Origin of the sequence: Actinomadura gamaensis (genome assembly GCF_042652125.1) — a bacterium.
Classification (GTDB): domain Bacteria; phylum Actinomycetota; class Actinomycetes; order Streptosporangiales; family Streptosporangiaceae; genus Spirillospora; species Spirillospora gamaensis.
Genome location: NZ_JBHSIT010000001.1, coordinates 578038 through 600146, shown reverse-complemented (window position 1 = coordinate 600146; position 22109 = coordinate 578038). Strand labels below are relative to the sequence as shown.

31 protein-coding genes and 3 tRNA genes are annotated in these 22109 nt (G+C 69.6%); 15 read left to right on the top strand and 19 right to left on the bottom strand.

Features of this window, described 5'->3' with window-relative positions:
* The first annotated feature begins 199 nt into the window (after positions 1–199).
* Positions 200–394, top strand: a complete 195-nt coding sequence (gene rpmB, locus ACFPCY_RS02860; protein WP_026341916.1) for a 50S ribosomal protein L28 — start codon at positions 200–202, stop codon at positions 392–394.
* Positions 395–468: 74 nt separating this feature from the next.
* Here the strand turns inward: rpmB and thiD are convergent, their stop codons facing one another.
* The 3 genes from thiD to ACFPCY_RS02845 form a co-directional block, all read right to left on the bottom strand.
* Positions 469–1281, bottom strand: a complete 813-nt coding sequence (thiD, locus tag ACFPCY_RS02855; RefSeq protein WP_378251960.1) for a bifunctional hydroxymethylpyrimidine kinase/phosphomethylpyrimidine kinase — start codon at positions 1279–1281, stop codon at positions 469–471.
* Positions 1282–1371: 90 nt separating this feature from the next.
* Positions 1372–1977, bottom strand: a complete 606-nt coding sequence (locus tag ACFPCY_RS02850; RefSeq protein WP_378251959.1) for a cellulose binding domain-containing protein — start codon at positions 1975–1977, stop codon at positions 1372–1374.
* A 101-nt stretch (positions 1978–2078) separates the two neighbouring features.
* Positions 2079–3122, bottom strand: a complete 1044-nt coding sequence (locus tag ACFPCY_RS02845; protein WP_378251958.1) for a thiamine-phosphate kinase — start codon at positions 3120–3122, stop codon at positions 2079–2081.
* A 112-nt stretch (positions 3123–3234) separates the two neighbouring features.
* Between ACFPCY_RS02845 and ACFPCY_RS02840 the strand changes: the two genes are divergently transcribed.
* The 3 genes from ACFPCY_RS02840 to ACFPCY_RS02830 all read left to right on the top strand — a co-directional run bounded on the left by ACFPCY_RS02840 (position 3235) and on the right by ACFPCY_RS02830 (position 5734).
* Positions 3235–3468 (top strand): Lrp/AsnC ligand binding domain-containing protein, encoded by a 234-nt coding sequence (locus ACFPCY_RS02840; RefSeq protein ID WP_378251957.1) that lies wholly within the window; start codon positions 3235–3237, stop codon positions 3466–3468.
* A gap of 7 nt (positions 3469–3475) precedes the next feature.
* Positions 3476–3934, top strand: coding sequence for a DUF3515 domain-containing protein (locus tag ACFPCY_RS02835; RefSeq protein ID WP_378251956.1), 459 nt, complete (start codon positions 3476–3478; stop codon positions 3932–3934).
* A 165-nt stretch (positions 3935–4099) separates the two neighbouring features.
* Positions 4100–5734: a TlrC/CarA/OleB/SrmB family ABC-F type ribosomal protection protein gene (locus ACFPCY_RS02830; protein WP_378251955.1), complete on the top strand. Its 1635-nt coding sequence runs from the start codon at positions 4100–4102 to the stop codon at positions 5732–5734.
* On the opposite strand, the gene ACFPCY_RS02825 is transcribed toward ACFPCY_RS02830, so the two are convergent.
* The 7 genes from ACFPCY_RS02825 to ACFPCY_RS02795 form a co-directional block, all read right to left on the bottom strand.
* A complete protein-coding gene (locus ACFPCY_RS02825; RefSeq protein WP_378251954.1) occupies positions 5698–6249 on the bottom strand; it encodes a Cif family virulence factor in 552 nt (183 codons plus the stop codon). The two genes, ACFPCY_RS02830 and ACFPCY_RS02825, sit on opposite strands and share 37 nt — an antisense overlap.
* A gap of 25 nt (positions 6250–6274) precedes the next feature.
* Positions 6275–6475, bottom strand: coding sequence for a ferredoxin (locus tag ACFPCY_RS02820; RefSeq protein WP_378251953.1), 201 nt, complete (start codon positions 6473–6475; stop codon positions 6275–6277).
* Positions 6472–7797 carry a cytochrome P450 gene (locus ACFPCY_RS02815; protein ID WP_378251952.1) on the bottom strand — a complete coding sequence of 442 codons (1326 nt, stop codon included), beginning with the start codon at positions 7795–7797 and terminating at the stop codon, positions 6472–6474. Before ACFPCY_RS02815 ends, ACFPCY_RS02820 begins: the two co-directional genes overlap by 4 nt.
* Complete coding sequence (locus ACFPCY_RS02810; RefSeq protein WP_378251951.1) at positions 7794–8573, bottom strand: SDR family oxidoreductase; 780 nt, start codon at positions 8571–8573, stop codon at positions 7794–7796. The genes ACFPCY_RS02815 and ACFPCY_RS02810 overlap by 4 nt, the downstream gene beginning before the upstream one ends.
* Positions 8574–9758 carry a cytochrome P450 gene (locus ACFPCY_RS02805; protein ID WP_378251950.1) on the bottom strand — a complete coding sequence of 395 codons (1185 nt, stop codon included), beginning with the start codon at positions 9756–9758 and terminating at the stop codon, positions 8574–8576.
* A gap of 14 nt (positions 9759–9772) precedes the next feature.
* Positions 9773–10345 carry a TetR/AcrR family transcriptional regulator gene (locus ACFPCY_RS02800; protein WP_378251949.1) on the bottom strand — a complete coding sequence of 191 codons (573 nt, stop codon included), beginning with the start codon at positions 10343–10345 and terminating at the stop codon, positions 9773–9775.
* 119 nt (positions 10346–10464) lie between these two features.
* Positions 10465–10995, bottom strand: coding sequence for a TetR/AcrR family transcriptional regulator (locus ACFPCY_RS02795; protein ID WP_378251948.1), 531 nt, complete (start codon positions 10993–10995; stop codon positions 10465–10467).
* 94 nt (positions 10996–11089) lie between these two features.
* Here ACFPCY_RS02795 and ACFPCY_RS02790 point away from each other — a divergent pair, with 94 nt between their 5' ends.
* Positions 11090–11797 carry an MBL fold metallo-hydrolase gene (locus tag ACFPCY_RS02790; RefSeq protein ID WP_378251947.1) on the top strand — a complete coding sequence of 236 codons (708 nt, stop codon included), beginning with the start codon at positions 11090–11092 and terminating at the stop codon, positions 11795–11797.
* Between the two features lie 54 nt (positions 11798–11851).
* Entirely contained in the window at positions 11852–12865 is a 1014-nt protein-coding gene (locus ACFPCY_RS02785; RefSeq protein WP_378251946.1) for an aldo/keto reductase, read from the top strand.
* Between the two features lie 121 nt (positions 12866–12986).
* On the opposite strand, the gene ACFPCY_RS02780 is transcribed toward ACFPCY_RS02785, so the two are convergent.
* From ACFPCY_RS02780 to ACFPCY_RS02770, 3 genes are read right to left on the bottom strand one after another with little or no spacing between them, the layout of a single operon-like run.
* Positions 12987–13310, bottom strand: coding sequence for a hypothetical protein (locus ACFPCY_RS02780; RefSeq protein ID WP_378251945.1), 324 nt, complete (start codon positions 13308–13310; stop codon positions 12987–12989).
* A gap of 2 nt (positions 13311–13312) precedes the next feature.
* Complete coding sequence (locus tag ACFPCY_RS02775; RefSeq protein WP_378251944.1) at positions 13313–13483, bottom strand: hypothetical protein; 171 nt, start codon at positions 13481–13483, stop codon at positions 13313–13315.
* Positions 13480–13896 (bottom strand): ATP-binding protein, encoded by a 417-nt coding sequence (locus ACFPCY_RS02770; protein WP_378251943.1) that lies wholly within the window; start codon positions 13894–13896, stop codon positions 13480–13482. The genes ACFPCY_RS02775 and ACFPCY_RS02770 overlap by 4 nt, the downstream gene beginning before the upstream one ends.
* A 146-nt stretch (positions 13897–14042) precedes the next feature.
* Between ACFPCY_RS02770 and ACFPCY_RS02765 the strand changes: the two genes are divergently transcribed.
* Genes ACFPCY_RS02765 through ACFPCY_RS02755 form a run of 3 tightly spaced genes read left to right on the top strand, consistent with a single transcriptional unit; the run spans position 14043 to position 15419 of the window.
* A complete protein-coding gene (locus tag ACFPCY_RS02765) occupies positions 14043–14834 on the top strand; it encodes a helix-turn-helix domain-containing protein (RefSeq protein WP_378251942.1) in 792 nt (263 codons plus the stop codon).
* On the top strand, positions 14825–15010 hold the full coding sequence (locus ACFPCY_RS02760; RefSeq protein WP_378251941.1) for a DUF397 domain-containing protein: 186 nt from the start codon (positions 14825–14827) through the stop codon (positions 15008–15010). Before ACFPCY_RS02765 ends, ACFPCY_RS02760 begins: the two co-directional genes overlap by 10 nt.
* 7 nt (positions 15011–15017) lie before the next feature.
* A complete protein-coding gene (locus tag ACFPCY_RS02755) occupies positions 15018–15419 on the top strand; it encodes a DUF397 domain-containing protein (RefSeq protein WP_378251940.1) in 402 nt (133 codons plus the stop codon).
* An 8-nt stretch (positions 15420–15427) separates the two neighbouring features.
* On the opposite strand, the gene ACFPCY_RS02750 is transcribed toward ACFPCY_RS02755, so the two are convergent.
* Complete coding sequence (locus ACFPCY_RS02750; protein WP_378251939.1) at positions 15428–16084, bottom strand: class I SAM-dependent methyltransferase; 657 nt, start codon at positions 16082–16084, stop codon at positions 15428–15430.
* 144 nt (positions 16085–16228) lie between these two features.
* Here ACFPCY_RS02750 and ACFPCY_RS02745 point away from each other — a divergent pair, with 144 nt between their 5' ends.
* The 6 genes from ACFPCY_RS02745 to ACFPCY_RS02720 all read left to right on the top strand — a co-directional run bounded on the left by ACFPCY_RS02745 (position 16229) and on the right by ACFPCY_RS02720 (position 19624).
* Entirely contained in the window at positions 16229–16762 is a 534-nt protein-coding gene (locus ACFPCY_RS02745) for a TetR/AcrR family transcriptional regulator (RefSeq protein WP_378251938.1), read from the top strand.
* A gap of 114 nt (positions 16763–16876) precedes the next feature.
* Positions 16877–17158 carry a hypothetical protein gene (locus tag ACFPCY_RS02740; protein ID WP_378251937.1) on the top strand — a complete coding sequence of 94 codons (282 nt, stop codon included), beginning with the start codon at positions 16877–16879 and terminating at the stop codon, positions 17156–17158.
* On the top strand, positions 17109–17627 hold the full coding sequence (locus ACFPCY_RS02735; RefSeq protein ID WP_378251936.1) for a DUF6879 family protein: 519 nt from the start codon (positions 17109–17111) through the stop codon (positions 17625–17627). Before ACFPCY_RS02740 ends, ACFPCY_RS02735 begins: the two co-directional genes overlap by 50 nt.
* A 17-nt stretch (positions 17628–17644) precedes the next feature.
* On the top strand, positions 17645–18505 hold the full coding sequence (locus tag ACFPCY_RS02730) for a helix-turn-helix domain-containing protein (protein WP_378251935.1): 861 nt from the start codon (positions 17645–17647) through the stop codon (positions 18503–18505).
* Positions 18506–18608: 103 nt separating this feature from the next.
* Entirely contained in the window at positions 18609–18788 is a 180-nt protein-coding gene (locus ACFPCY_RS02725) for a DUF397 domain-containing protein (RefSeq protein ID WP_378251934.1), read from the top strand.
* A gap of 164 nt (positions 18789–18952) precedes the next feature.
* Positions 18953–19624, top strand: coding sequence for a hypothetical protein (locus tag ACFPCY_RS02720; protein WP_378251933.1), 672 nt, complete (start codon positions 18953–18955; stop codon positions 19622–19624).
* A gap of 87 nt (positions 19625–19711) precedes the next feature.
* Here the strand turns inward: ACFPCY_RS02720 and ACFPCY_RS02715 are convergent.
* The 5 genes from ACFPCY_RS02715 to ACFPCY_RS02695 all read right to left on the bottom strand — a co-directional run bounded on the left by ACFPCY_RS02715 (position 19712) and on the right by ACFPCY_RS02695 (position 22073).
* Positions 19712–19794: transfer RNA gene (locus ACFPCY_RS02715), tRNA-Tyr, on the bottom strand.
* Between the two features lie 5 nt (positions 19795–19799).
* Positions 19800–19872 (bottom strand) — tRNA-Leu (locus tag ACFPCY_RS02710).
* A gap of 1 nt (position 19873) precedes the next feature.
* Positions 19874–19950 (bottom strand) — tRNA-Leu (locus ACFPCY_RS02705).
* A gap of 198 nt (positions 19951–20148) precedes the next feature.
* Entirely contained in the window at positions 20149–21198 is a 1050-nt protein-coding gene (locus ACFPCY_RS02700) for a PDR/VanB family oxidoreductase (protein WP_378251932.1), read from the bottom strand.
* Positions 21195–22073: a metal-dependent hydrolase gene (locus ACFPCY_RS02695; RefSeq protein ID WP_378251931.1), complete on the bottom strand. Its 879-nt coding sequence runs from the start codon at positions 22071–22073 to the stop codon at positions 21195–21197. The genes ACFPCY_RS02700 and ACFPCY_RS02695 overlap by 4 nt, the downstream gene beginning before the upstream one ends.
* Between the last annotated feature and the right edge of the window lie 36 nt (positions 22074–22109).

Sequence of the window (22109 nt, the reverse complement as noted above, 5' to 3'; positions counted from 1 at the left end):
CGGTCTATCGCGCCCACCGTGCTCTTGGGAACAGCGGGCGGCCCGGAAATCCGCAGGCCGATTCGCCTAGCGGGCTCACCCTGGGCTACTCTGATCCATGCGCCTCGTCCGGGGCGCCATTCAGGATGCGCCTCCGGTGCCGGTCACCGAGCCCGGGGCGGTCCGGTCCAGAGCATCGACACCCAACTTGGAGTTTCCCGTGGCTTCCGTCTGCGACGTCTGCGGCAAGGGACCCGGTTTCGGCATGCGCGTCTCCCACTCGCACCGCCGCACCCCGCGCCGCTGGAACCCCAACATCCAGCGCGTGCGCGCCGTCGTGAACGGCGGCACCAAGCGCATCAACGCCTGCACCTCCTGCATCAAGGCGGGCAAGGTCGTCAAGCCGACCGTCTGACCTTCCAGACTCCGAGAACCGGCCCGGGGGCGCGCCCCGGGCCGGTTCTCGTATGCCCTGAGTATTTTCGGCGGTCAGCTGCGGTGCAGGTTCCAGCCGTGGTCGACCGGCCCGATGCCCGCGCCGAGCGGGAACCCTTCGGCGATGGCCCCGGTGACGTAGCGCTTGGCCTTCTCCACCGCCTCGGGGACGGGCTCGCCCTTGGCGAGGTTCGAGGCGATCGCGGAGGCCAGGGTGCATCCGGTGCCGTGAGTGTGGCGGTTGTCGTGGCGCTCGGCGGTGTAGCGGTACTCGGACGTCCCGTCGAAGAGCAGGTCGGCGGGCTCGCCGGGCAGGTGGCCGCCCTTCACCAGCACCCATGCGGGCCCGAGCTCCTTGACCGCCTCGGCGGCGGCGAGCATCCCCGACTCGTCCACGACCTTGACGCCGGTGAGCTGCTCGACCTCGAACAGGTTCGGGGTGACGACCGTGGCGACGGGCAGCAGTTTCGTCCGGACGGCCTCGACGGCGTCCTGGGCTAGCAGCGAGTCGCCGTGCTTCGACACCCCCACCGGGTCGACCACGACCGGGGCGGCCACCTCGCCGAGGACCTCGGCGACCAGTTCCACCAGCGGTTTCGAGGCCAGCATCCCGGTCTTCACGGCGTCCACGCCGATGTCGGAGAGCACCGAGTCGAGCTGCGCGCGGACGGCCTCGGGCGGCAGCTCCCAGTACCCCTGGACGCCGAGGGAGTTCTGCGCCGTCACGGCGGCGATGACGCTCATGCCGTGGACGCCGTTCGCGAGCATGGTCTTCAGGTCGGCCTGGATCCCCGCGCCGCCGCCGGAGTCGGAGCCGGCGACGGTGAGCACGAGCGGAGGGGCCTGACCTGGCTGGTGGGACGTCATGCAGCCCACTCTAGGCAATTCGGACGCCCCGCGACGCGGCGCAGGGGCCGGAGGGGGCAGGGCTCACGGGGCAGGGCCGGAGCGGCGGAGTCAGGCGCGGGCGCAGGTCTGGCGGTTGATCACGCAGTCGACCGGGGCGGCGACGGCCCCGACCGACGTGAAGGCGATGCGCAGCGAGGCGCCCGGCGGGAGCGCCTGGCCGCTCCGGCTGCGGACGCGCACGACCGAGCCGGTCTGGACGACGGCCGCGCCGGTGACCGCGCGGACGGTGCCGCCGGGGACGCGGAACGCGAGCGCCCACTTCGGGACGGTCGTCGAGCCGTGGTTGCTGATCGTCACCGTGCCGCGGAAGCCGGTGGAGGTGCGGGACGCGACGCGGAAGGCGACCGTGAGGCCGGTGCGGCCCGCGCCGCGGCTGGCCCGCTCGCCCGGCGAGCGCTCGGACATGGTGCCGTCGCTGGGGCCGCCCGCGTCCCGGGGCGTGGCCGCCTGCGGCGACTTGTTGAAGTTCAGGGAGATCTGCTGGGTGCTGTAGGCGAGGACGACGACTCCGACGGCGAGCATCAGCGCGACGAGCGGCATCAGCGGGAACGGGACGTGGGCGACCAGTTGCTTCCAGCGAGGCCGCGAAGAGGGTCCGGCCGGTGGCGGCAGGACCTCGTCCTCGGGCGTCCGGAGTCTGGTGTGTCGTCCCATCCCATCCCTCTTCGATCACAGGATGTATACCAAACCCTCACCAAGCATGCCTACTGGACGAGTAAACGCCCGGACCCCGCTCGACCCCTTTTAACCTGGGCTTAACTCCGGAAGTGGTCCCATCCCCGGACGCTCGGGACGGCCCCGTCCACGGTGACTCCGGAGCCCTCGGCGACGCGTCCGACGACCGTCCAGGTGGCCGGGAGCGCGGTGCCTGCCGGGAACGTCGCGGCGAACGCGTGATCCTCCCCGCCCGTGAGGGCGAGCTGCAGCGGGTCCGGTGCCGCGGGGACGCCGGCCGCCGATTCGGACGAGGTTTTACCTTCGCCCGGCCGTGTCGCCGTTCCCTTTTCGCCAGGGAGTCGTGGCGGAAGCGGGACGGAGGCCGCCGAGATGTCGATCGCGACTCCGGAGAGGTCCGCGATGTGCCCGAGATCCTGGAGCAGGCCGTCGCTGACGTCCAGCATCGCGGTGGCGCCGAGCGCCCGCGCCTCCGCCCCCGCCGCGTAGGGAGGTTCCGGGCGGCGGTGCGCGGCGAGGAACGCCGCCGCTCCGCCGAAGCCGTCCGGGCCGTCGAGACCGTCCGGGCCGGCGCCGCTTCGGCCGAGGAGGGCATGCTCCAGCAGGTGCAGCCCGGACGCGGCCCAGCCGAGCCGTCCGCGCACCGCCACGAGGTCGCCCGGACGCGCGCCGGAGCGGGTGATCGGCGGCGCGCCGCCGAGGTCGCCGAGCGCGGTCACCGCGATCGTGACGGTGGGCGAGGACACCGTGTCGCCGCCCGCCACGGACGCCCCCACCAGCGCGGCCTCGTCCGCGATGCCGTCGTTCAGGCGCAGCGCCCACTCGGCGGACGTGGTCGGCGGCGCGCCGAACCCGACGAGGAGCGCGGTGGGCCGCGCGCCCATGGCGACGACGTCGGCGAGGTTCTGCGCCGCGGCCTTCCGGCCGATGTCATAAGGGGACGACCAGTCGAGCCGGAAATGGCGTCCCTCGATGAGGACGTCGGTGGTGGCGACGACGCGTCCGTCCGGGGCGGCGATCACCGCGGCGTCGTCGCCGGGGCCGAGCAGCACGTCCGGAGTGAGGGCGCGCCCGGTCGCGCGCCGGATCAGGCCGAACTCGCCGAGGTCGCCGATGCTCTCCACGTTTCTCCCGTTCTCCCCCGTTTGACCGCTCTCGGGCCCCCGATCCCCCGCGGCGGCGCGTAACACGATACGGTGACCGTCCGACGTTGAATCTCCGCGCGGGGAGGACGTGATGGTGCAGGCCTACATCCTCATCCAGACCGAAGTGGGCAAGGCCGCGGCGGTGGCAGGACACATCCGCGGCGTCACCGGCGTGACCCTGGCGGAGGACGTCACGGGTCCCTACGACGTGATCGTTCGAGCGGAGGCGCGCAATGTCGACGAGCTCGGCAAGCTCGTCGTCGCCCAGATCCAGGGTGTCGAAGGCATCACCCGCACGCTCACGTGTCCGATCGTCCACATATAGGACGGTCGTGCGCGGGACGGCGGCGGGGCTCTCGCTGCTGGCCGCCGCGCCGCTGCTCGCCGCCTGCGGCGACGGCGCGGTGCAGGTGCCGGCCCCCAGACCGGACGCGGCGACGGTCAAGCTGTGCCAGGGGCTTCAGCTGCCCGCGCGGCTGCACGGGCTGAAGCGGCGCGACACCTCGCCCGACTCGCCGCTGACGGCGGCGTGGGGCGATCCGGCGATCGCGCTGCGCTGCGGCGTGCCGCTGCCGTCCACCTACCGGATGGACGAGCAGCTCATGGAGATCAACGGGCTGAAGTGGCACGGCTTCCCGCACGACCGCCCGGTCACCTGGACGGTGCTGGGCCGCCAGGCGTACGTCGAGGTGACGATCCCGCCGAAGTACGCGCCGCCCGGGGACACCCTGATCGAGATCGGCCAGGCCATCGCCGCCACGATTCCGGCCAAGCCCGAAAACCAGATCTAGGTCTCAAGAAAATCCCCTTGATTCCGTGATCACCGATCGCGTACCGTCACGAACGTGGGTTCGCTGATTTTCCTCTGATCGGTACGTGGCCGCCGCGTTGAGCTCCGCTCCGCCGCGGGCCGCGTCCTGACGCGTCCTGCCGATCAGAGACCCACGGGAGCCCTTTTGCGCACCGCGCAACTCACCCTTCGCAACATCACCAAGCGCTACTCCGACCACGTCGTCCTGGACGGCGTGGACCTGACGATCAAGCCCGGCGAGAAGGCCGGCGTCATCGGCGACAACGGAGCGGGCAAGTCCACGCTGCTCAAGCTGCTCGCCGGCGTCGAGCGCCCCGACAACGGCGAGGTGACCGTCGTCGCGGACGGCGGCGTCGGACATCTCGCGCAGACGCTCGGACTGCCCGCGCACGCGACCGTCCAGGACGCGATCGACCGCGCCCTCGCCGACCTGCGCGCGCTCGAAGCCCGCATGCGGGCCGTCGAGGAGCGTCTCGCGGACGATCCGTCCCTCCTCGACCTGTACGGCGACCTGCAGGAACGGTTCGAGGCGCGCGGCGGGTACGACGCCGACGCCCGCGTGGACGTCGCCCTGCACGGCCTCGGCCTGCCCGGCCTCGACCGGACGCGCCGCCTCGGCGCGCTCTCCGGCGGCGAGCGTTCGCGGCTGGCCCTCGCCGGCGTCCTCGCCGCCGCGCCCGAGCTGCTCCTGCTGGACGAGCCGACCAACGACCTGGACGACCAGGCCGTCGGCTGGCTCGAAGAGCACCTGCGCGGGCATCGCGGGACGGTCGTCGCGGTCACCCACGACCGGGTGTTCCTCGACCGGCTGACCAGCACGATCCTGGAGGTGGAGGCGGGGAAGGTCGTCCGGTACGGCAACGGCTACGACGGCTATCTCGCAGCCAAGGCCGCGGAGCGCGCGCGTCGCCTCCGCGAGTACGAGGAGTGGAAGCACGAGATCCGGCGCAACCGCGGCCTCGTCGCGGCCAACGCCGTCCGGCTGAACGCGATCCCGCGCAAGATGGAGCGGGCCGTGTTCGGTTCGGGCGCGTTCCGGGCGCGCGGACGGGCGCACGGTGCGATGAGCCGCATCCGGATGGCCAAGGAGCGCGTCGAGCGGCTGACCGAGAACCCGGTCGCACCGCCGCCCGAGCCGCTGTCGTTCACCGCCGACGTCCAGGCGGGCGGGGACGAGACCGCCGTGGAACTGACCGGAATCCGGGTCGGCGAGCGGCTGGACGTTCCGTCGCTCCGGATCGCGCCCGGCGAGCGGCTGCTCGTCACCGGACCGAACGGCGCTGGCAAGTCGACACTGCTGAAGGTGCTCGCCGGCGAGCTGCAACCGGACGCGGGCACGGTCGTCCGGCCGGAGCGGATCGGGCATCTCCGGCAGGACGAGGTTCCGTGGCCGCCCGCGATGAGCGTGCTGCGCGCGTTCGCGCACGGGCGCCCCGGAGACCTGGACGAGCACGCCGACACGCTGCTCTCGCTCGGCCTGTTCGAGCCGTCCGACCTGGGACGGCGCGTCGGCGAGCTGTCCTACGGGCAGCGCCGCAGGATCGAGCTGGCGCGGCTTGTCGCCGAACCCGCCGACCTGCTGCTGCTCGACGAGCCGACCAACCACCTGTCCCCCGCCCTCATCGAGGAACTGGAGGACGCGCTCGGCGGGTACGGCGGCGCGCTCGTCGTCGTCACGCACGACCGGCGGACGCGGGCGCGCTTCACCGGGTCACGGCTCGTCCTCGACCGCGGGCGGATCGTTCACCACATCGGGACGGGCAGCTCCCCGCGCGCGTAGTAGCCGGGGACCGGCTCGCCGGAGGCGGCCCTGTCGAGACGGCGCTTCATGCCGTCCGACAGGGCGCCCGCCTTCATCATCTCGACGAACACGGACGTGACGTTGCCGAGGTCGAACCAGTCGCGCTGCCAGGACCAGCGCAGGTTCCCGGCGTACCGGAACCAGCTCCCGCCGATGCCCGCGACCTCGTACGGCGTCCCGTCCGGACGGCGCGCGTCGGCGACCTGCTTCCAGAAGCCGACGACCTCGCCGCGCCGCTCGTCCACGAGGATCGCCTGGTAGGGGTAGGTCCAGCCGTCGAGGCCGCCCATCTCGGAGCCGAGCGCGAGGTCGCGGATCTCGTCCCGTCCGACGGCCATGAAGTCCTGGTCCGGGCCGATGTTCCAGCCGTAGGTGGCGTCCTCGGTGTAGAGGTCGGCGAGCGGACGCCAGTCGCCCGCCGCCTCGCAGCGCCGGTTGGCCTCCAGCCAGTGCTCGACCATCTCGTCCAGTTCGGCGCGGGGGAACGCAGGCATCACGGCTCCGTCCGGTGGGTCCGGGTCATTTCTGAGGCTCGGTCAGGCGCAGGGCCTGGGTCGGGCAGTACCGGACGGCGCGCGCCACCTCGTCGCGGTGCGCGTCGTCCGGTTCGGGGTCCAGAATGCGGACCTTGCCGCGCTTCGGCACCTCGAAGACGTCCGGGGCTTCGAGCTCGCACATCGCGTGCCCCTGGCACAGGTCGAGGTCGGCCTCGATCCTCATCGCCGCCTCCGGTACCGGACGACGCAGGGCCGCGCGAGCTGGACGACCATCTTCGAGTGGTCGTTGCGGTACGTCTCGGGCGGCTGGGCCAGCTCGAACTCCCAGTCCCGCAGCAGCACCGAGAAGATCGCCTTGAGCTGGATCATCGCGAAGTTCGCGCCGACGCAGCGGTGCCGTCCCGCGCCGAACGGGACCCACGTCCAGCGGTTGAGCAGGTCCTCTTCGCGCGGTGAGGCGTACCGTTCGGGGCGGAAGGCGTCCGGGTCGGGGAAGTCCTCCGGGATGCGGTTGGAGACCGCGAGCGAGCAGCCGACCATCGTGCCGGGTTCGATGCGGTGTCCGCGGACTTCCAGTTCCTTCTGCGCGACGCGCAGCACGAGGATCAGCGGCGGATGCAGGCGCAGCGCCTCCTTCACCGCCGCTTCGAGGCGCGGAATCGCGCGGAGCGCCTGGAAGCTGACGTCGCCGCCGTCCGCATAGAGATCGTCCAGCTCCTTGGTGACGTCGCTGAGCACGCCGGGATGGCGGAGGAGTTCGATCAGCGTCCACGCGGCCGTGCCGGACGAGGTGTGGTGCCCGGCGAACATCATCGAGATGAACATGCCGGTGATCTGGTCGGCGGTGAACTTCGGCGTGCCGTCCGGCTCGCGGATCGAGAGCAGGACGTCGAGCAGGTCGCGGTCCTCGCGCGGCGGGTCCGGGTCCCGGCCGTCCATGATCTGCTGGACGAGCCGGACCAGCGCCGCGCGCGCCTCGTCCCGCCTGCGGAAGCTCTCGATCGGCGCGTACGGGTCGACGTAGGCGATCGCGTCGGTGCCGCGCTCCAGGTCGTGGTACAGCTCGGCGAACCGCCGGTCGAGCTGCGCGCGGAACCTGCGCCCGATCAGGCACGCGGACGAGGTGTAGATGGTCAGCTCGGCGAACCAGTCGAGCAGGTCGATCTCGCCCTCGCCGCCCCAGCCGGCGACCATCCCGTCGACCTCGGCGGCGATCGTCGCGGCGTGCCCCTTGAGGAACGAGCCCTTGAGCGCCTGGTTGTGCAGGGCCTCGCGGCGCTGCTCGGGCGTCGCGTCGAACACGACGCCCTCGCCGAAGATCGGCGTCATGAACGGGTACGCCTCGGCCTGGTCGAGATCCTCGTCCGGGGCGCGGAAGAAGAACTCGTTCGCCTCGGCGCCGGTCAGCTGCACGACGGGGCGTCCGCCGATCCGGAACTCGCCGACGTCGCCGCACTCGTCCCGGACGCGCCGCATCAGCCCGATCGGATCGACGCGCAGTTCCTCCAGATGGTCGGGACCGCCCGACACCACGGGAATCGTCACTTCTCCTCCAGCGGAGCTTCCGGCTGGACTTCCACGAGTGAAAGGTGCGCGCCGCGGGGCATCCCGACGACGGCCGCCACGGCCGCCGCCACGTCGGACGGGCGCAGGAAGTACGGATGGCGGGCGTGCCCCCACTTCACCCACTCGTCGAGGACCTTCCCGGTGGTCTCCGGGTCCCAGTTCATCCCCATCCCCGTGGACGTCGGGCCCGGCCGGACGAGCGACGCGCGCACGCCCGTCCCTTCCAGTTCCATCTGCATCTGCCGCGCCATGCCCTCGACGCCGTTCTTCGCCGCGACGTAAGCGCCCATGCGCGTCCTCGGCGACCGCACGACATCGGACGAAACGAACACGATGTCGCCGCGCCTTCGCGCGACCATTCCGGGAACGAACGCCGACACCAAACGATGCGCGCCTACGAGATGCACGTGAATCTGTGCGGCGAACTCGTCCGAGTCGAGTTCGTCCAAGCGTTGTGCGGAGAGGTCACCCGCGCACGAGACGACGACCTCGGCCGGGCCGAGCTGGTACTCGGCCGCCGCGGCGAACGCTTTCACCGAATCGCTGTCGGCGACGTCCAGTGCATGGGCGAATGCCTCGCCGCCGCCCGCCCGGATCGTCGCGGCCAGCTCCTCGCACTTCTCCACCCGGCGCGCGCCGAGCGCCACGGGATGCCCGGCCATCGCGAGCGCCGTCGCCGTCGCGGCCCCGATCCCGGACGAAGCGCCCGTCACCATCGCCGGCCTCCGCTGCGGATGCGGCTCGAACCTCGGCATCTACCTGGCCTCCCAGCGGACGGGCAGGCTCGCGAACCCGCGCACGTTGATCGAATGGACGCGTCGCGCGTTCGCCTCGTCCACCTCGAAGCCCCTCACCCTCCGGACGAGTTCGGTGAGCGCGATGCGGGCCTCAAGGCGGGCGAGGTTCGCGCCGAGGCAGAAGTGGCGCCCGCCGCCGAAGCTCACGAGCTGCGAAGTGTCGCGATCGAGGTCGTAGTCGTCGGGCCGGTCGAACACGCGCGGATCGCGGTTGGCGGAACCGACGAGCAGCAGCATCCGCTCCCCCGCCGGGACGGTCGTGCCGTGCAGCTCGACGTCCTTGGCGACCGTCCGTCCGATCATCTGCGAGGACGTGTCGTAGCGGAGGGTCTCCTCGACCCAGTCGTCCACCCGCGCGGGATCGCCGAACGGCTTGCGCACCTGCTCCGGATTGCGGAACCCCCAGTACAGGGCGTTCGCCAGCAGCTTGGTCGTCGTCTCGTTCCCGGCCACGACCATGAGGAACAGGAACGCCATGATCTCCTTGTCGTCGAGCCGGTCCCCGTCGGTCTCGACGCCGAGCAGCGCCGAGGTCAGGTCGTCCCCCGGCCGCCGCCGCTTCTCCGCGACGAGGTCCTGGTAGTACCCGACCAGCGTGAGCGCCGCGTCCATCCCGGCGGGCGGCACGTCGTACACGCCCTCCTCGCGGTGGACGACCAGGTCCGCGAGCCGCCGCACCTCCGCCCGGTCCGCCGCGGGCACCCCGACCATCTGCGAGATGACGTCCATCGGCAGCAGCCCGGCGAAGTCGGCGACCCAGTCGCACTCGCCGCCGCTCAGCGCCTCGTCGAGATACCGCCGGGTCAGCTCGCGGATGCCGTCGCCCATCAGCTCGACCCGCCGAGGCGTGAACCCTTTCGACACCAGCGCGCGCATCCGCGTGTGCTTGGGCGGGTCGAGCGCCAGGAACGACATCGTCCGATGCGCGTGCGGCCCCCAGGCACTCGGCTCCAGCGAAACCCCGTTGCTACTGGAGAACGTCGCGAAATCACGGAACGCCTTGGCGACATCCTCGTGCCGTGACAGAGCCCAGAACCCGAGCTCCTCGTTCCGGTAGAGCGGAGCTTCCTCTCTCAACCGCGCGTACAGGGGATAGGGGTCTTCGTGAACGGCGTAGTCGTACGGGCTGTAGGAGGGGTCCACAGCCGCCACCTCACTTAGGAGTCGGGCAGGATCAGCTCCGCCACTTCTTCCAGACGGTCGGCCACGCGCGCGTACGAGGTGTAGCCCATCCCCGCGTGCACGAGCGCCCCCGAGTAAGCAAGCTCCAGCGCCCCGAGAACCTTCGGGTCGTCCTTCCCGAGCGCCGCCCGGAGCCGCCCCCGGATCGCGACGCCGATCTTCAACCGCAGCTCCCGGACGTCCGGATCCGTGCCGAGCATCGCCGCCGTGCAGGCCGCGGCGAGTTCCGGCTCGTCCGAGACCAGAAGCGCGATCTCCCGCAGCACCTCGACGACGCGTCCGCGCCCCGGCTCCCCCGCGACCTCGGGCAGCGCGCTGAGCCGCCGCCAGAACACCTCGGTGATCAGATGGTTCTTGGACGCGAAGTAGGTGTAGGCCGTGGCCGGCGCCACTCCGGCGCGCCGCGCGACGTTCCGCACGGTCAGCGCGTCGAAGCCGACCTCCCTGACCTCTTCCACCGCGGCGTCGGTCAACCCCCGCACCGTCTCCGCCTGCCGCGACGTCAACCGCCGCCGCGTCGGCTCGGTGGCCATCTCTTTTCCGGACACATGTCCAGACACTAGTTCAGGAACCCCGCGCCGTCCACCCCGGACGGCGTGGGCACGCGTCCGTCAGCGCCCGTCCCTCAGCGCCCGTCCGTCAGCGGGCGTCCGTCAGCGGGCGTCCGTCAGCGGGCGTCCGTGAGTGCCCGCCGCAGGGCGGTCAGGCCGTACTCGAAGGCCCGCTCGACATCGCCGCCGAGCCGGAAGGCGCCGTTGAGCTCCATTTCGATGAAGCCGGTCGCCCAGGCCGTCACGAAGCGCGCGGCTTCGAGCGCCTCCTGTTCGCCGACGAGCTGACGCGCGGCGTGCAGGACGGGGGCCGCCGCGCGGACGCGAGCCTCGGACGGCGCCTCCGTGGAGTGCATCAGCCGGAATCCCTCCGGCCAGTTGAGGGCGAACCGCCGGTATTCGCGCGTCAGCGCTTCGAGTGACCGGTCGGTCGCCTCCAGGTGGACGGCGAGGTCCTCGACGGTGGCCTCGGCGACCGCCGCCAGCAGGGCCGCGCGGTTGCTGACGTGCTTGTACAGCGACGGCGCGCGCACGCCCACCCGTTGGGCGACGCTCTGCATCGTCAGCTTCTGGAGGCCGGCCGCCTCCAGAAGATCGCGTCCCGCCGCCACGATCTCCTCGAACGACGTCTTCTCAGGCGTCGGCACGACCCGTCCCCCCGTCGGCAAAACTATTGACGTTAGCCATGATGGCTAATTATATTCGCCATCAACGATCTTCGTTCCGCGTTCGGAGACTGCCGTGAAACTCGCCCCCCACCTGCACCGCCTCGGTAACGACATCGTGGCCTGCTACCTCGTCGACACCCCGGAGGGCATCACCCTCATCGACGCCGGCCTCCCCGGCCACTGGCGCGACCTTCAGAACGAGCTGCGCTCGCTCGGCAAGACCGTGGACGACATCAAGGGCCTCGTCCTGACCCACGGCGACTCCGACCACATCGGCTTCGCCGAGCGCCTGCGCAGCGAGCACGGCGTCCCGGTGTACGTCCACGCCGCCGACGCCGTCCGCGCCCGGACGGGAGAGAAGCCGAAGGTCGCTACCGGTCCCATGCGCGTCGGCCCGGCGCTCGGCTTCCTGTCCTACTCCATCCGCAAGAACGGCCTGCGCGCCCGCTACGTCGGCGAGGTCACCGAGGTCGCCGACGGCGACGTCCTGGACCTGCCGGGCAACCCCGTCATCGTCGGCATGCCGGGCCACTCCCCCGGAAGCATCGCGGTGCACGTGCCCATCGCGGACGCCCTCTTCGTCGGCGACGCCCTGACCACCCGGCACGTCCTCACCGGACGCAGCGGCCCGCAGCCCGCACCGTTCACCGACGACCCGGCCGAAGCCCTCGCCTCCCTCGACCGGATCGCCGGACTCAAGGCGTCCTGGATCCTCCCCGGCCACGGCGCGCCCTGGCAGACCTCCCCGGCCGAGGTGAGCGAAGCCGTCCGCAACGCCTGACCCGGCGACCGCCGAACAGGCCGGCCGTCGAGGACACGCATTACCGTGACAGGTGTGCGATACCGACTCTTCGGCCGAACCGGCCTGCGTGTATCAGAACTGTTCCTCGGCGCCATGACGTTCGGACAGCCGGACGGCCCCGGCGCCGACCTCGACGAGAGCCGCCGCGTCCTCGACGCCTACGCGGACGCGGGCGGCAACTTCGTCGACACCGCCATCAACTACCGGAACGGCGCGAGCGAGGAGTACCTGGGCGAACTCCTCGAAGGACGCCGCGACCGCTTCGTCCTGGCGACCAAGTACACCGTCTCCCGCGACGGCGGCGACCCCAACGCGGCGGGCAACCACCGCAAGAACCTGCGTGCGTCCTTGGAGACCAGCCTGCGCCGCCTGCGCACCGACCACATCGACGTCTACTGGGTGCACATCTGGGACCGCGACACGCCGATCGAGGAGACGATGCGGGCCCTTGACGACGCCGTCCGCGAAGGCAAGGTGCTCTACGTCGGCATCTCGGACGCGCCGTCCTGGGTCGTCGCGCGCGCCAACACCCTCGCCGAATGGCGCGGCTGGACGCCGTTCGCGGGACTCCAGGTCCCCTACAGCCTGCTGAAGCGCGACATCGAGAACGAGTTGCTGCCGATGGCCGAGCACTTCGGCCTGAGCGTCGCCGCCTGGAGCCCGCTGGCGAACGGCATCCTGTCCGGCAAGTACAACTCCGGCACCGCCACCCGCACCCGCCTCGACCCGAGCCAGGTCAGCGACCACGACCTGGCCGTGGCGAAGACGGTCGGCGAGGTCGCCTCCGACCTCGGCGCGACGAGCGCCCAGGTGGCCCTGGCCTGGGTCCGCGCGAGCTCCCCGGCCATCCACCCGATCATCGGCGCCCGAACCGCCGAGCAGCTCATTGACAATCTGGGCGTCCTGGACCTGACGCTCTCCCCCGAGACCGTCCAGCGCCTCAACGAGGCGTCCGGCTTCAAGCCCGGCTTCCCGTCCGACTTCATCAACGGCACCCAAGAGTTCGTCTACGGAAAAGTCGTCTCACAAGTAGACGGCCGCCGCTGACCCCAATGAGCGCCCGCCCCCGCCCGGGCGCTCACCCAGCGAATCGGACAGACACTCTCACCAGCGGAAAGGCCGTCCGCATCGACACGTCAACGGCGCTCGGGAAGCGGCTCGATCGTCGTCATGCGCTGCCGAGCAGCATGGACTCCCAGGCACGCCGCCGAGCGGGACTGAGCATCTGGCGAAGCTTGGGCCACTGCTCGACCAGGAGATCGCGGTTCACCCACTGGCGCAGATCTGCGGCCGGCGCCTCCGAGAGAAGCAGGGCGTAGAGCAGCAGGCGTTGGCGGACGTCATCGAGGTCATAAGTTCTTCGTCCGGACCACACAACGCGCAGCGGCAGTTCGACGGGTCCCGTCACCGGACCGCGCAGTTCGTCGATCGACGAAGGCAGCCGCGCCGCGTAGTCCGCGCCGCGCGCCGACAGCTCCGCTGACTCGTGCATTCTTAATCGTCGGCCCCTTCCGCTCTGAGGAGAGCGTCGGCGAGGGCTTCGGCGGACGAGGCGCTGACGACGATGAATCCGGTCGCGCGCCAGATCTGGCGATCGTCCACGAACACGTCCCACTGCGGGAAATGGTCGCGCAGGGCATGCAGGAGGAGGACGCGGCCGGTCACTCGACGTCCAGCACCGCGTAGACGACCTTGCCACCACCCTCGCGCGGACGGACGCCCCAGGCCCGCGTCATGAGTTCGATCATCGCGAGCCCGCGTCCGGAGGTGGCCTCCAGCGTGAGCGGACGGACGACGGGCTGGACGTCCGAGCCGTCCTCGACTTCGATCACCGGCCCCGCGTCCGTGAGGAGAACACGAGCGGTGATCTGGTCACCCGGGTCACTGCCGTGCAGAAGCGCGTTCGTGACGAGTTCCGAAGCGACCGTCCGCGCGATGTACTCCAGGTCGGACGCGTACCCCCGCGCCCGAAACCACTCCGCCACGAAGTCCCGCACCACCTTGATCGATTCCCCGCACGCCTCCACCCCGATCTCGGCGTCCGCCGTCGCCACACCCTGATCGTTCTCCCCGGCCATGAGCACCCCTCGCCACCTTCCTCACGCTGAGTTGCCGAGTGCGCACTCATCCAGCCACAACGAGGCGTAGCGTTCCGTGACAACTGGCGAGCACCAACAACTCACTCGCATTCGTTAGCAGGGCGCTAGCAGGACGGTGATCGAAGATGCCGCAGAACCGGACTGATCCAGTACTGCTCAGTTTCGGTGAGGGAGTCAGGCAGATCCGCTTGGCGAGGAAACGCAATCAGACGGAGCTTGCAGCACGCACCAACGTGTCGCGCAGCTACGTTGGCCTGGTCGAAACTGGCCGGACGCGCTGCCGCCACGACTACGCCGTGCGCCTGGACTCGGCCCTTGACGCTCAAGGACAGATCACCCAAGCATGGACTGACCTGCTTCAAGATCTTAAAGCCGCCCGCTACGCCAGTCATTTTGGCAACTTCCCGCGGGCGGAAGGTACGGCGAACATGCTTCGCACCTTCGAGGAGCGCCTGGTCTACGGACTGTTTCAGACTGAAGCGTATGCTTCCGCACTCCTACTGAACGAAAGCAAAGTTCGAGCACGAATGAAGCGACAGGAACGTTTGTCGCAGACCGATCCGCCGTCGATTCATTCCGTAATGGACGAGAGCGTTCTCTATAGAGAGGTAGGAGACAGAGAGACGATGCGGGAACAGCTCGAATTCCTGTACGAGCTGTCTTACCGGCCTACCATCACCATCCAGTTGCTTCCGGTGGTCTACGTCCGCAACCTCTGGTCCTGCTTTGCGATCGCTACCCAGTCTGATCAAAAAGAGCTAGGCTACACCGTAAAAGCTTACGGTGGCGAGACTTCGTCTGATCCGAAAGACCTCGCGATGCTCAACGAGACCTTCGCGCGGTTGCAGGCCGAAGCTCTCAACATCCGGGAAACGCGGTCACAGATCAGAAGGGCCCTTGACCAGCGATGGAACTGAGCCGGTTGGTGTGGCGCAAGGCGTCGCGAAGCAACGAGAGCGGAGACAACTGCGTTGAGGTTGCGGACGCAGTGGGCGGGGTGGCCTTGCGAGACAGCAAGAACCCGGACGCCGGAGCGCTGACGCTGAGCCGGGCCGGATTCGGAGCCGTCCTCGCAGCCGTCCGCGAAAGGTAGCCAGGCGATGGACCTCAAGGGTGTCGAGTGGCGAAAGAGCAGCTACAGCGCCCCTAACGGCGGTGAATGCGTGGAGGTAGGCGCGATGCGCGCTTACGCATGGCGCAAGGCGTCGCGTAGTGACGAGATCGGCGACAACTGCATCGAGGTCGGAGCTGTGCCCGCGGCCCCATGGCGCAAGGCGTCGCGAAGCAAAGAGGACGGCTCGAACTGCGTGGAGGTCGGGACAGTCTCCCCCGCCGCATGGCGCAAGGTTTCCCGCAGCAGCGAGAGCGGCGACAACTGCGTTGAGGTTGCGGACGCGGTGGGCGGGGTGGCCTTGCGGGACAGCAAGAACCCAGGCGGCGGAGCGCTGGCGCTGAGCCGGGCCGGGTTCGGAGCTGTCCTGGCGGCCGTCCGCGCTCGGTAAGCAGACCCTCAGCGTGCGGGCTTGTGGGCTCTGACGTAGGAGAGGAGCACCGGGAGGTCGCCTTCGTCGTCGACCTTGAAGCCGGCGTCCGGGATGAGGGTGCCGAGCAGGTCCTTGGGGTCGTGGCGCATCGCGGGGCCGGTCATGTGGCCGGTGAGCGCGGCCGTCAGCCGGTTGGACGGCGGGCGGAACTCGGCGATCAGTAGCCGTCCGCCGGGACGCAGGACGCGGAACATCTCGGCGAACGCGGGCGCGCGATCGTTCACCGGCATGTGGTGGACGGCCAGGCTGGAGACCACCACGTCGAACGAGGCGTCCGGGAGTCCGGTGTCGCGTCCGCCGGCGACGACGTACGTGCAGTTCGCCGGGGCGCGACGCCGGGCGTAGTCGATCATCGGCTCGGACGGGTCGAGCCCGACGACCTCTCCTTCACCGTCCACGACGGGAGCCAGGATTCTCGTCAGGTATCCCGTCCCGCAGCCGACGTCGAGGATGCGCGCCCCCGGACGGACGCCCGCCAGCGCGGCCAGCCTGAGGAAGACCTCGCGCCGCCGTCCCAGAAAGCCGAGGCCCGCCACCAGCTCGTAGGCGCGAGGGTGGTCGAGCGTTCCGCCCGCTTCGCCGTGTTCGCCCCCGTGTGCGCGCACCAGTCCACGCAGTGCCATCGTCGTTCTCCTCGTTGAAACAACGTGTTCGTTAATGCATGGTGTGTTCGGCGCTCGAAACGGGTCAACACGCAGTTCGGCCCGGGTGTGCACTACCGAACAGAAGGCGGCGAAGTGTCAGGCAACGCCAAGGTCGACCGGCGAGTGCGACGTACCCGGCAGGCGATCCAGCAGGCCCTGACGGACCTGATCCTCGAAAAGGGCTACAACGCGGTGACCGTCACCGACATCATCGACCGCGCGGACATCGGCCGTTCCACTTTCTACGCCCACTTCGACGGCAAGCGCGCCGTCCTCGCGGCGGCCATGGAGCAACTCAGCTTCCTGAACGCGGAAGTGGACCTCGAAGGCCCGCTGTTCGCCTTCAGCCGCCCGCTGTTCGAGCACGTCCACGAGCAGCGCCGCATCGTTCAGGCCCTTCTCGGCAAACGCGGCGGCCACGAGCAGACCGCCCACGCCAACGAACATCTCCGCGCCGTCATCCGGGACGAACTACAAGCCCGAGGCGCGCCCGCGACACCCGCCCTGGAACTCACGGTCACCTGCGTCCACGGCGCCCTGATGGCCCTGCTGACCCGCTGGGCCGACAACGAGATCACCGCCACCCCGTCCGACCTGGACACCGCCTTCCGAGCCACCGTCATCCCCGGCGTCCAGTCACTCCTTCCCGCCCAATAACACGACCAGCGAGGCGACCGTAGTCCTACCGTCCGCCCCCTAGACCGTGGTCGTGTGTGGCGAGACCGTGTAGCGACCCGCCTCGCTCCGCCTTACCCCATCTGGGAGGCCGTCATGGCGCTACGGTTTCTGTGCATCGACCCCGACACCAACGGCGGCCACTGCCCCGCCCTGCACGTGGACGACGAGACCGGCGACCTCCTGGTCACCGGAAGGCGCGAGGACGATGTCACCAACCTCCGGCAGGTGGAGGCGAACAGCGGCATCGGCGACCACGAGGTCCTGGTTCGGCTCCCCGCCCGGATGAAGGCGATCGTCTTGGCGAAGCTCCTGGAGGAGGCCCGGGATGCGGACACGGCCCGCACCGCCGTTCGGCGAACTGATCGCGGCGACTGAACGCAGCGCCGTCCATCTGGAACTGCGGGACGCCTACACGCCTGAAGACCCGGCATTTCGGCGCTGGCTCGCCGGCGAGTCCGTGAACGTGGTGGAAGCCGAGCGGGAATGGTTCGACATCGTGCGCGACGCCACGGCACGGGGAGTCTCGATGCGCAGGATCCGTGTCGTGTCCGAACCGCTGGCGCCCTACCCGGCCTTCGAACACGAATGTACCCACGCATTGAACATCACCGCCGGTGAGCAGGTTCGGTGGCTGCCCAGGAAGCACACGGGCGACCTGCTCCTGCCGGGGCTCGACTACTGGCTCTTCGACGATCACACCGTTCGCTTCCACCACTTCGCGGGCGACGGAACCTGGCTGTACGACGAGGTGACGAACGACCGCGAAGCGATCGAAAGATGCGCCGCCTCGTTCGCGGCGGCTTGGGATCGGGCTATGCCCCACGAGGAATACCATCCGGCGTAACGACACGGATCATCGCTGTGCCTTCCCAGTATCCCGCCGTCCAGGCCGGCCGCCGTGCCTTGGCCGCACGCCTCCGGGAGATCCGGTTGGACGCGGGCATTCAGACGAAAGCCCTCGCCGAGGCCGCCGGATGGGATCGGTGGAAGGTCGGCAAGATAGAACACGCGAAACGCTCCCCGTCGGTCGCCGACGTGCGGACCTGGTGCCGGATCTGCCATGCGATGGACCAGGCGGACGACTTGGTGGGCGCTTTGCGGAGTACCGAGTCGGCCTACGTCACCTGGAATCGCCTTCAGCGCGGGAGGGCAGGGCTGAGACGGCTACAAGAATCGCGGCTCGCCCTCTATGAGAGAACCTCGACCGACTGGACTTATTGCTCGCAGGTCGTTCCCGGCCTTCTCCAGACCCGGGCCTACGTCACCGAGCTGTTGGAGCTGGTATCCCGTCGTTCAGGCAGCAGTGACAACGATGTGCCCGGGGCCGTGACGGCACGCATCGACAGACAGCGCGTGCTAAGGCGTCACGGCCGAAAATTCCTTTTCCTCATGGAAGAGGCTGCGCTCCACTACCGCATCGGCGATCCCGAGGTGATGGCCGGGCAGCTCAGCCATCTGGCCGATGTCACCGCCTCCGCGATCCCGTCAGTGGCTCTCGGTGTGATCCCCTTCTCGCAGTCCCGCACCCAATGGGTTCTGGAGAACTTCACCGTGTTCGACGGCGGCAAGGTCGAAGTGGAGATCCTGTCCGCCCTCGTCACCATCTCGGTGCCAGGCGAGGTCTCCCTGTACCTGGCAGCGTTCGAAGACCTGTACCGGTCCGCCGTCTTCGGGACGGAGGCCAGAAAGTTGATCGAGGTAGCGGCCGGCCGCTACCGGTGAGCTTCTCCGCCTCCTTTCGCCTCTTCTCTGGCCGCCGTCCCTCAGCTGAAGCCACAGTCGTCGTACGTACCGGCCCGCTGGACGAAGCAGAGCAGGAGGAACCATGGAGTTCGCCTATCAGGTCAGCACGAAGTGCGACAACCCGTCGTACTGCGTCGAAGTCGCCACCAACGTTCCCGGTGTCGTGTCGCTGAAGGACAGCAGTGGGGACACCGTCAAGTACTCCACGGAGGAGTGGCGAGCGTTCCTCGACGGCGTCAAGGCCAACGAGTTCGACGTCTGACATTCGACGCCCCGGGCCCCGCCTTCCGATAGGCGGGGCCTCCTTCCTGAGAGGCTGTCCTTGTGAGTGAACGCGTGGGTTGGGAAGCAGCTCGCGAGGTCATCGAGCAGCACACTGGTCCCGTCCGCTCGGCGCGACCCGTTTCGAACGGGCACAACTCGGCCGTGGCGGTCGTCATCAACGGCGACACGTTCGTCAAGGGAATCCGTACTGGAGACGACCGATACAAGGGGGCGCAAGTCCTCGAACGCCGGATCAATCCGTCCGTCCGCCACGTGTCCGCCCCGCTACGGTGGGCCGCCGAGGGAGAGGGTTGGGACCTGCTCGGCTTCGAGTACATCCCCGGCAGGCCCGCCGACTACCGGCCCGGTTCTCCTGATCTGCCGCTGCTCGTGAACGCCATGACCGCGGTCGGTGAGACCGTGTGCCCCGAAGTGCCGCTACCCCTTGCCGAACGACGCTGGAGGAATTTCAGCGTCCATCCCGACCGGCTCTCCGGACGGCATCTGCTGCACACCGATTGGAACCGGAGCAACATTCTCATCGCGGCTGGACGGGCCCACATCGTCGACTGGGCATGCTCCACGCGTGGAGCGGCGTGGATCGACGCGGCGTCCTGGGTCGTCCTCCTGATCGCCGCCGGACACACACCGCGTGAGGCGGAGGAATGGGCGGCACGAGTGCCCGCATGGAAACTCGCGACGCCCGAAGACCTCGACCTCTGGGCGGACAGCCAGCGACGCCTGTGGCACAACGTCCTCCACGCCCGCACGCCGAAGTGGGTCATCCAAACCGCGCACGCCTCCCGGCTCTGGTACCGCTACCGCTCGCGCTAATACGCGATGAGGACAGCGTCATCGAAGTGTGCGCCGGGGTTCTGAGCCATGTGCTTGCCAAAGAGCTTGAGCGTTCCATCATGAAGGTGGGGCGGGTGGGATTCGAACCCACTCAGCGCGGGGCACCTGCTTTACAGGCAGGTCCGACTCTCCTGCGTCGGCGCCGCCCCTCGCGTGCCCTCGGCAGGATTCGAACCTGCATCATCTCGGTCCTTAGCCGAGCGCCTCTGCCGTTGGACTACGAGGGCATGGTGCGGCTCCGGGGATTCGAACCCCGAACATCCGGCATCTGGGGCCGACGCCTCTACCTGTTGGACCAGAGCCGCGTGCGTCGGTGGAATCTCGGCGTCACCTCTGCACGCGGCGGCAGGTCAGGAAGCGGGATACCGGCCGGTGCGAGCGAGGGACGCCTTGGGCAGTCGATAAAGCTCCAGCATCGGCCGGTCCTCCTCTCGGTGCTTCGTGGTCCGGTGCGGACATCACCCAAGGTGCCAGAACGGCGTCCGGCGCGGCAATGGGTTTTTTCAGAGGTCGAGGGTCAGGCGGCCTTGGGTGGCTCGGGAGACGCAGATGAGCATGGTGTCGTCGCCTGGGGGATCTGAGGGGGCCCGTTGGTCTACTTCGCCGGAGAGGACGCGGGTTTTGCAGGTGCCGCAGAAGCCTTGGCGGCAGGAGTAGGCGACGTCGGGCTTTTCCTCTTTGATGACGTCCAGGGCCGAGCGGGCCGGGGGGATCTGCAGGACGCGGCCTGAGGAGGCGAGTTCCACTTCGAAGGGCTTGCCGTCGGTGACGGGGGCCGGGGCGAAGCGTTCGTAGTGGAGGGTCGCGGCCGGGGGGAACGCGGCGCGGATGCCGTCGATCATGGGGGCGGGACCGCAGACGTGGACGGCGGTTCCGGGGGTGGCTCGGGTGAGGAGGTCGGCGCAGTCGGGGACACCGTGCTCGTCGTCCGTGCGGATGGTGATGCGCGATTCGGGGAGGCCTGCCAGGTCGTCCAGGAACGGGAGGGTTGCTCGGGAGCGGCCTGTGTAGATGAGGTGCCAATCGGCGGCTGCTTTGTGCGCGGCTTTCACCATCGGGAGGATGGGGGTTATGCCGATGCCGCCCGCAATGAAGAGGTAGCGGTCGCGGGAAATGAAGGGGAAGGCGTTGCGGGGGCCCTGGACTTTGAGGGTGTCGCCTTCGGATATGGCGTTGTGGATTTCCAGGGAACCGCCTCCGCCGTCCGGGAGGCGGCGGACGGCTATGCGGTAGGTGCGGCGGTCGGACGGGTCGCCGCAGAGGGAGTACTGGCGGCGGCGTCCGGACGGCAGGTGCAGGTCCAGGTGGCAGCCGGGTTGCCAGGCAGGCAGGACGCGGTCGTCCGGGGCCGCCAGGGTGAGGGCCACGACGTCCTCGGCGACGGGGACGACCGAGGTCACCGTCAGGCGCATGGAGCGGTCCACCGGCCGGACGGGCGGCAGCGCGGGCGGACGGAGCGAGCGGAGCTTCTGCACGCCCGTGAACAGGGCGGACGCGGCGAGGACGAAGCGGTCGCGGGAGCGGCGGCCGTAGAGGTCGGGCGGGATGGTCACCGGAGCGCCGCCTGGGCCGCCGGGGACGTGGCGAGGTAGGCCAGCGCCTGCTCGGTGGAGCCCTCGTTCAGCGGGCTGTAGTCGCGCCGCATGTAGCGGCGGATGGACGCGGCGACCATGCGGCCCTCCGGGGTGAGGCCCGCGCGGCCGGTGCGGCGGATGTGGCGGACGCCGCCCTTGATCCGTCCCTTGACGATCGGGTCGGCGGCCATGAGGTAGCGGTGGCCGCGCTGCCAGAGGGAGACGAGCGCGGTGACCGTCTCGGCCATGGCGCGGAGCCGGGCGCTGTAGCGGCCGTCGAGGTGCATGAACAGGTCATGGGCGACGTGGCGGTGCTCGACCTCCTCGGCACCGTGCCAGCGCAGGAGGTCGAGCATCATCGGGTCGGCGCCGGCCTCGTCGAGGGCCTCGGCGTTGAGGATCCAGTCGCCGAGGACGCCGGTGAAGTGCTCGATCGCGGCGATGAGGGAGATCCGCTCGTAGAGCCAGGCGCGCTGCCGCTCGCCGGTGAGGCCGCGGTCGCCGAGCATGCTCTCGAAGAAGAACTCGACCTGCCGGACGAACGGCCGCACGTCCAGGCCCTGCTCGATGAAGTGGTCGAGGACGGCGTCGTGGGACGCGGCGTGCATGGCCTCCTGGCCGATGAAGCCGAGCACGTCCTCGCGGAGCTCGTCGTCCCGGATGAGCGGGACGGCCTGCTTGAACACCCGGACGAACCATTCCTCGCCCGCGGGCAGCAGCATGTGCAGCACGTTGATGAGGTGCGTGGCGACCGGGTCCCCGGGGATCCAGTGCAGCGGCACCGCGGACCAGTCGAAGCGCACGTCGCGGGCCTGCAGGACGAGGTTGTCCGGCTCCCCGAGCTGGGCGGTCATGGGCGGCTCCGGCGGACGGGCGGGTCTTATTGACGA

Bases quoted from the DNA above. Each gene is read 5' to 3' on its own strand.
- thiD (WP_378251960.1), bottom strand. From the start codon at position 1,281: ATGACGTCCCACCAGCCAGGTCAGGCCCCTCCGCTCGTGCTCACCGTC.
- ACFPCY_RS02850 (WP_378251959.1), bottom strand. From the start codon at position 1,977: ATGGGACGACACACCAGACTCCGGACGCCCGAGGACGAGGTCCTGCCG.
- ACFPCY_RS02840 (WP_378251957.1), top strand. From the start codon at position 3,235: ATGGTGCAGGCCTACATCCTCATCCAGACCGAAGTGGGCAAGGCCGCG.
- ACFPCY_RS02825 (WP_378251954.1), bottom strand. From the start codon at position 6,249: ATGCCTGCGTTCCCCCGCGCCGAACTGGACGAGATGGTCGAGCACTGG.
- ACFPCY_RS02820 (WP_378251953.1), bottom strand. From the start codon at position 6,475: ATGAGGATCGAGGCCGACCTCGACCTGTGCCAGGGGCACGCGATGTGC.
- ACFPCY_RS02810 (WP_378251951.1), bottom strand. From the start codon at position 8,573: ATGCCGAGGTTCGAGCCGCATCCGCAGCGGAGGCCGGCGATGGTGACG.
- ACFPCY_RS02780 (WP_378251945.1), bottom strand. From the start codon at position 13,310: ATGCACGAGTCAGCGGAGCTGTCGGCGCGCGGCGCGGACTACGCGGCG.
- ACFPCY_RS02770 (WP_378251943.1), bottom strand. From the start codon at position 13,896: ATGGCCGGGGAGAACGATCAGGGTGTGGCGACGGCGGACGCCGAGATC.
- ACFPCY_RS02765 (WP_378251942.1), top strand. From the start codon at position 14,043: ATGCCGCAGAACCGGACTGATCCAGTACTGCTCAGTTTCGGTGAGGGA.
- ACFPCY_RS02760 (WP_378251941.1), top strand. From the start codon at position 14,825: ATGGAACTGAGCCGGTTGGTGTGGCGCAAGGCGTCGCGAAGCAACGAG.
- ACFPCY_RS02755 (WP_378251940.1), top strand. From the start codon at position 15,018: ATGGACCTCAAGGGTGTCGAGTGGCGAAAGAGCAGCTACAGCGCCCCT.
- ACFPCY_RS02750 (WP_378251939.1), bottom strand. From the start codon at position 16,084: ATGGCACTGCGTGGACTGGTGCGCGCACACGGGGGCGAACACGGCGAA.
- ACFPCY_RS02740 (WP_378251937.1), top strand. From the start codon at position 16,877: ATGGCGCTACGGTTTCTGTGCATCGACCCCGACACCAACGGCGGCCAC.
- ACFPCY_RS02735 (WP_378251936.1), top strand. From the start codon at position 17,109: ATGCGGACACGGCCCGCACCGCCGTTCGGCGAACTGATCGCGGCGACT.
- ACFPCY_RS02725 (WP_378251934.1), top strand. From the start codon at position 18,609: ATGGAGTTCGCCTATCAGGTCAGCACGAAGTGCGACAACCCGTCGTAC.
- ACFPCY_RS02695 (WP_378251931.1), bottom strand. From the start codon at position 22,073: ATGACCGCCCAGCTCGGGGAGCCGGACAACCTCGTCCTGCAGGCCCGC.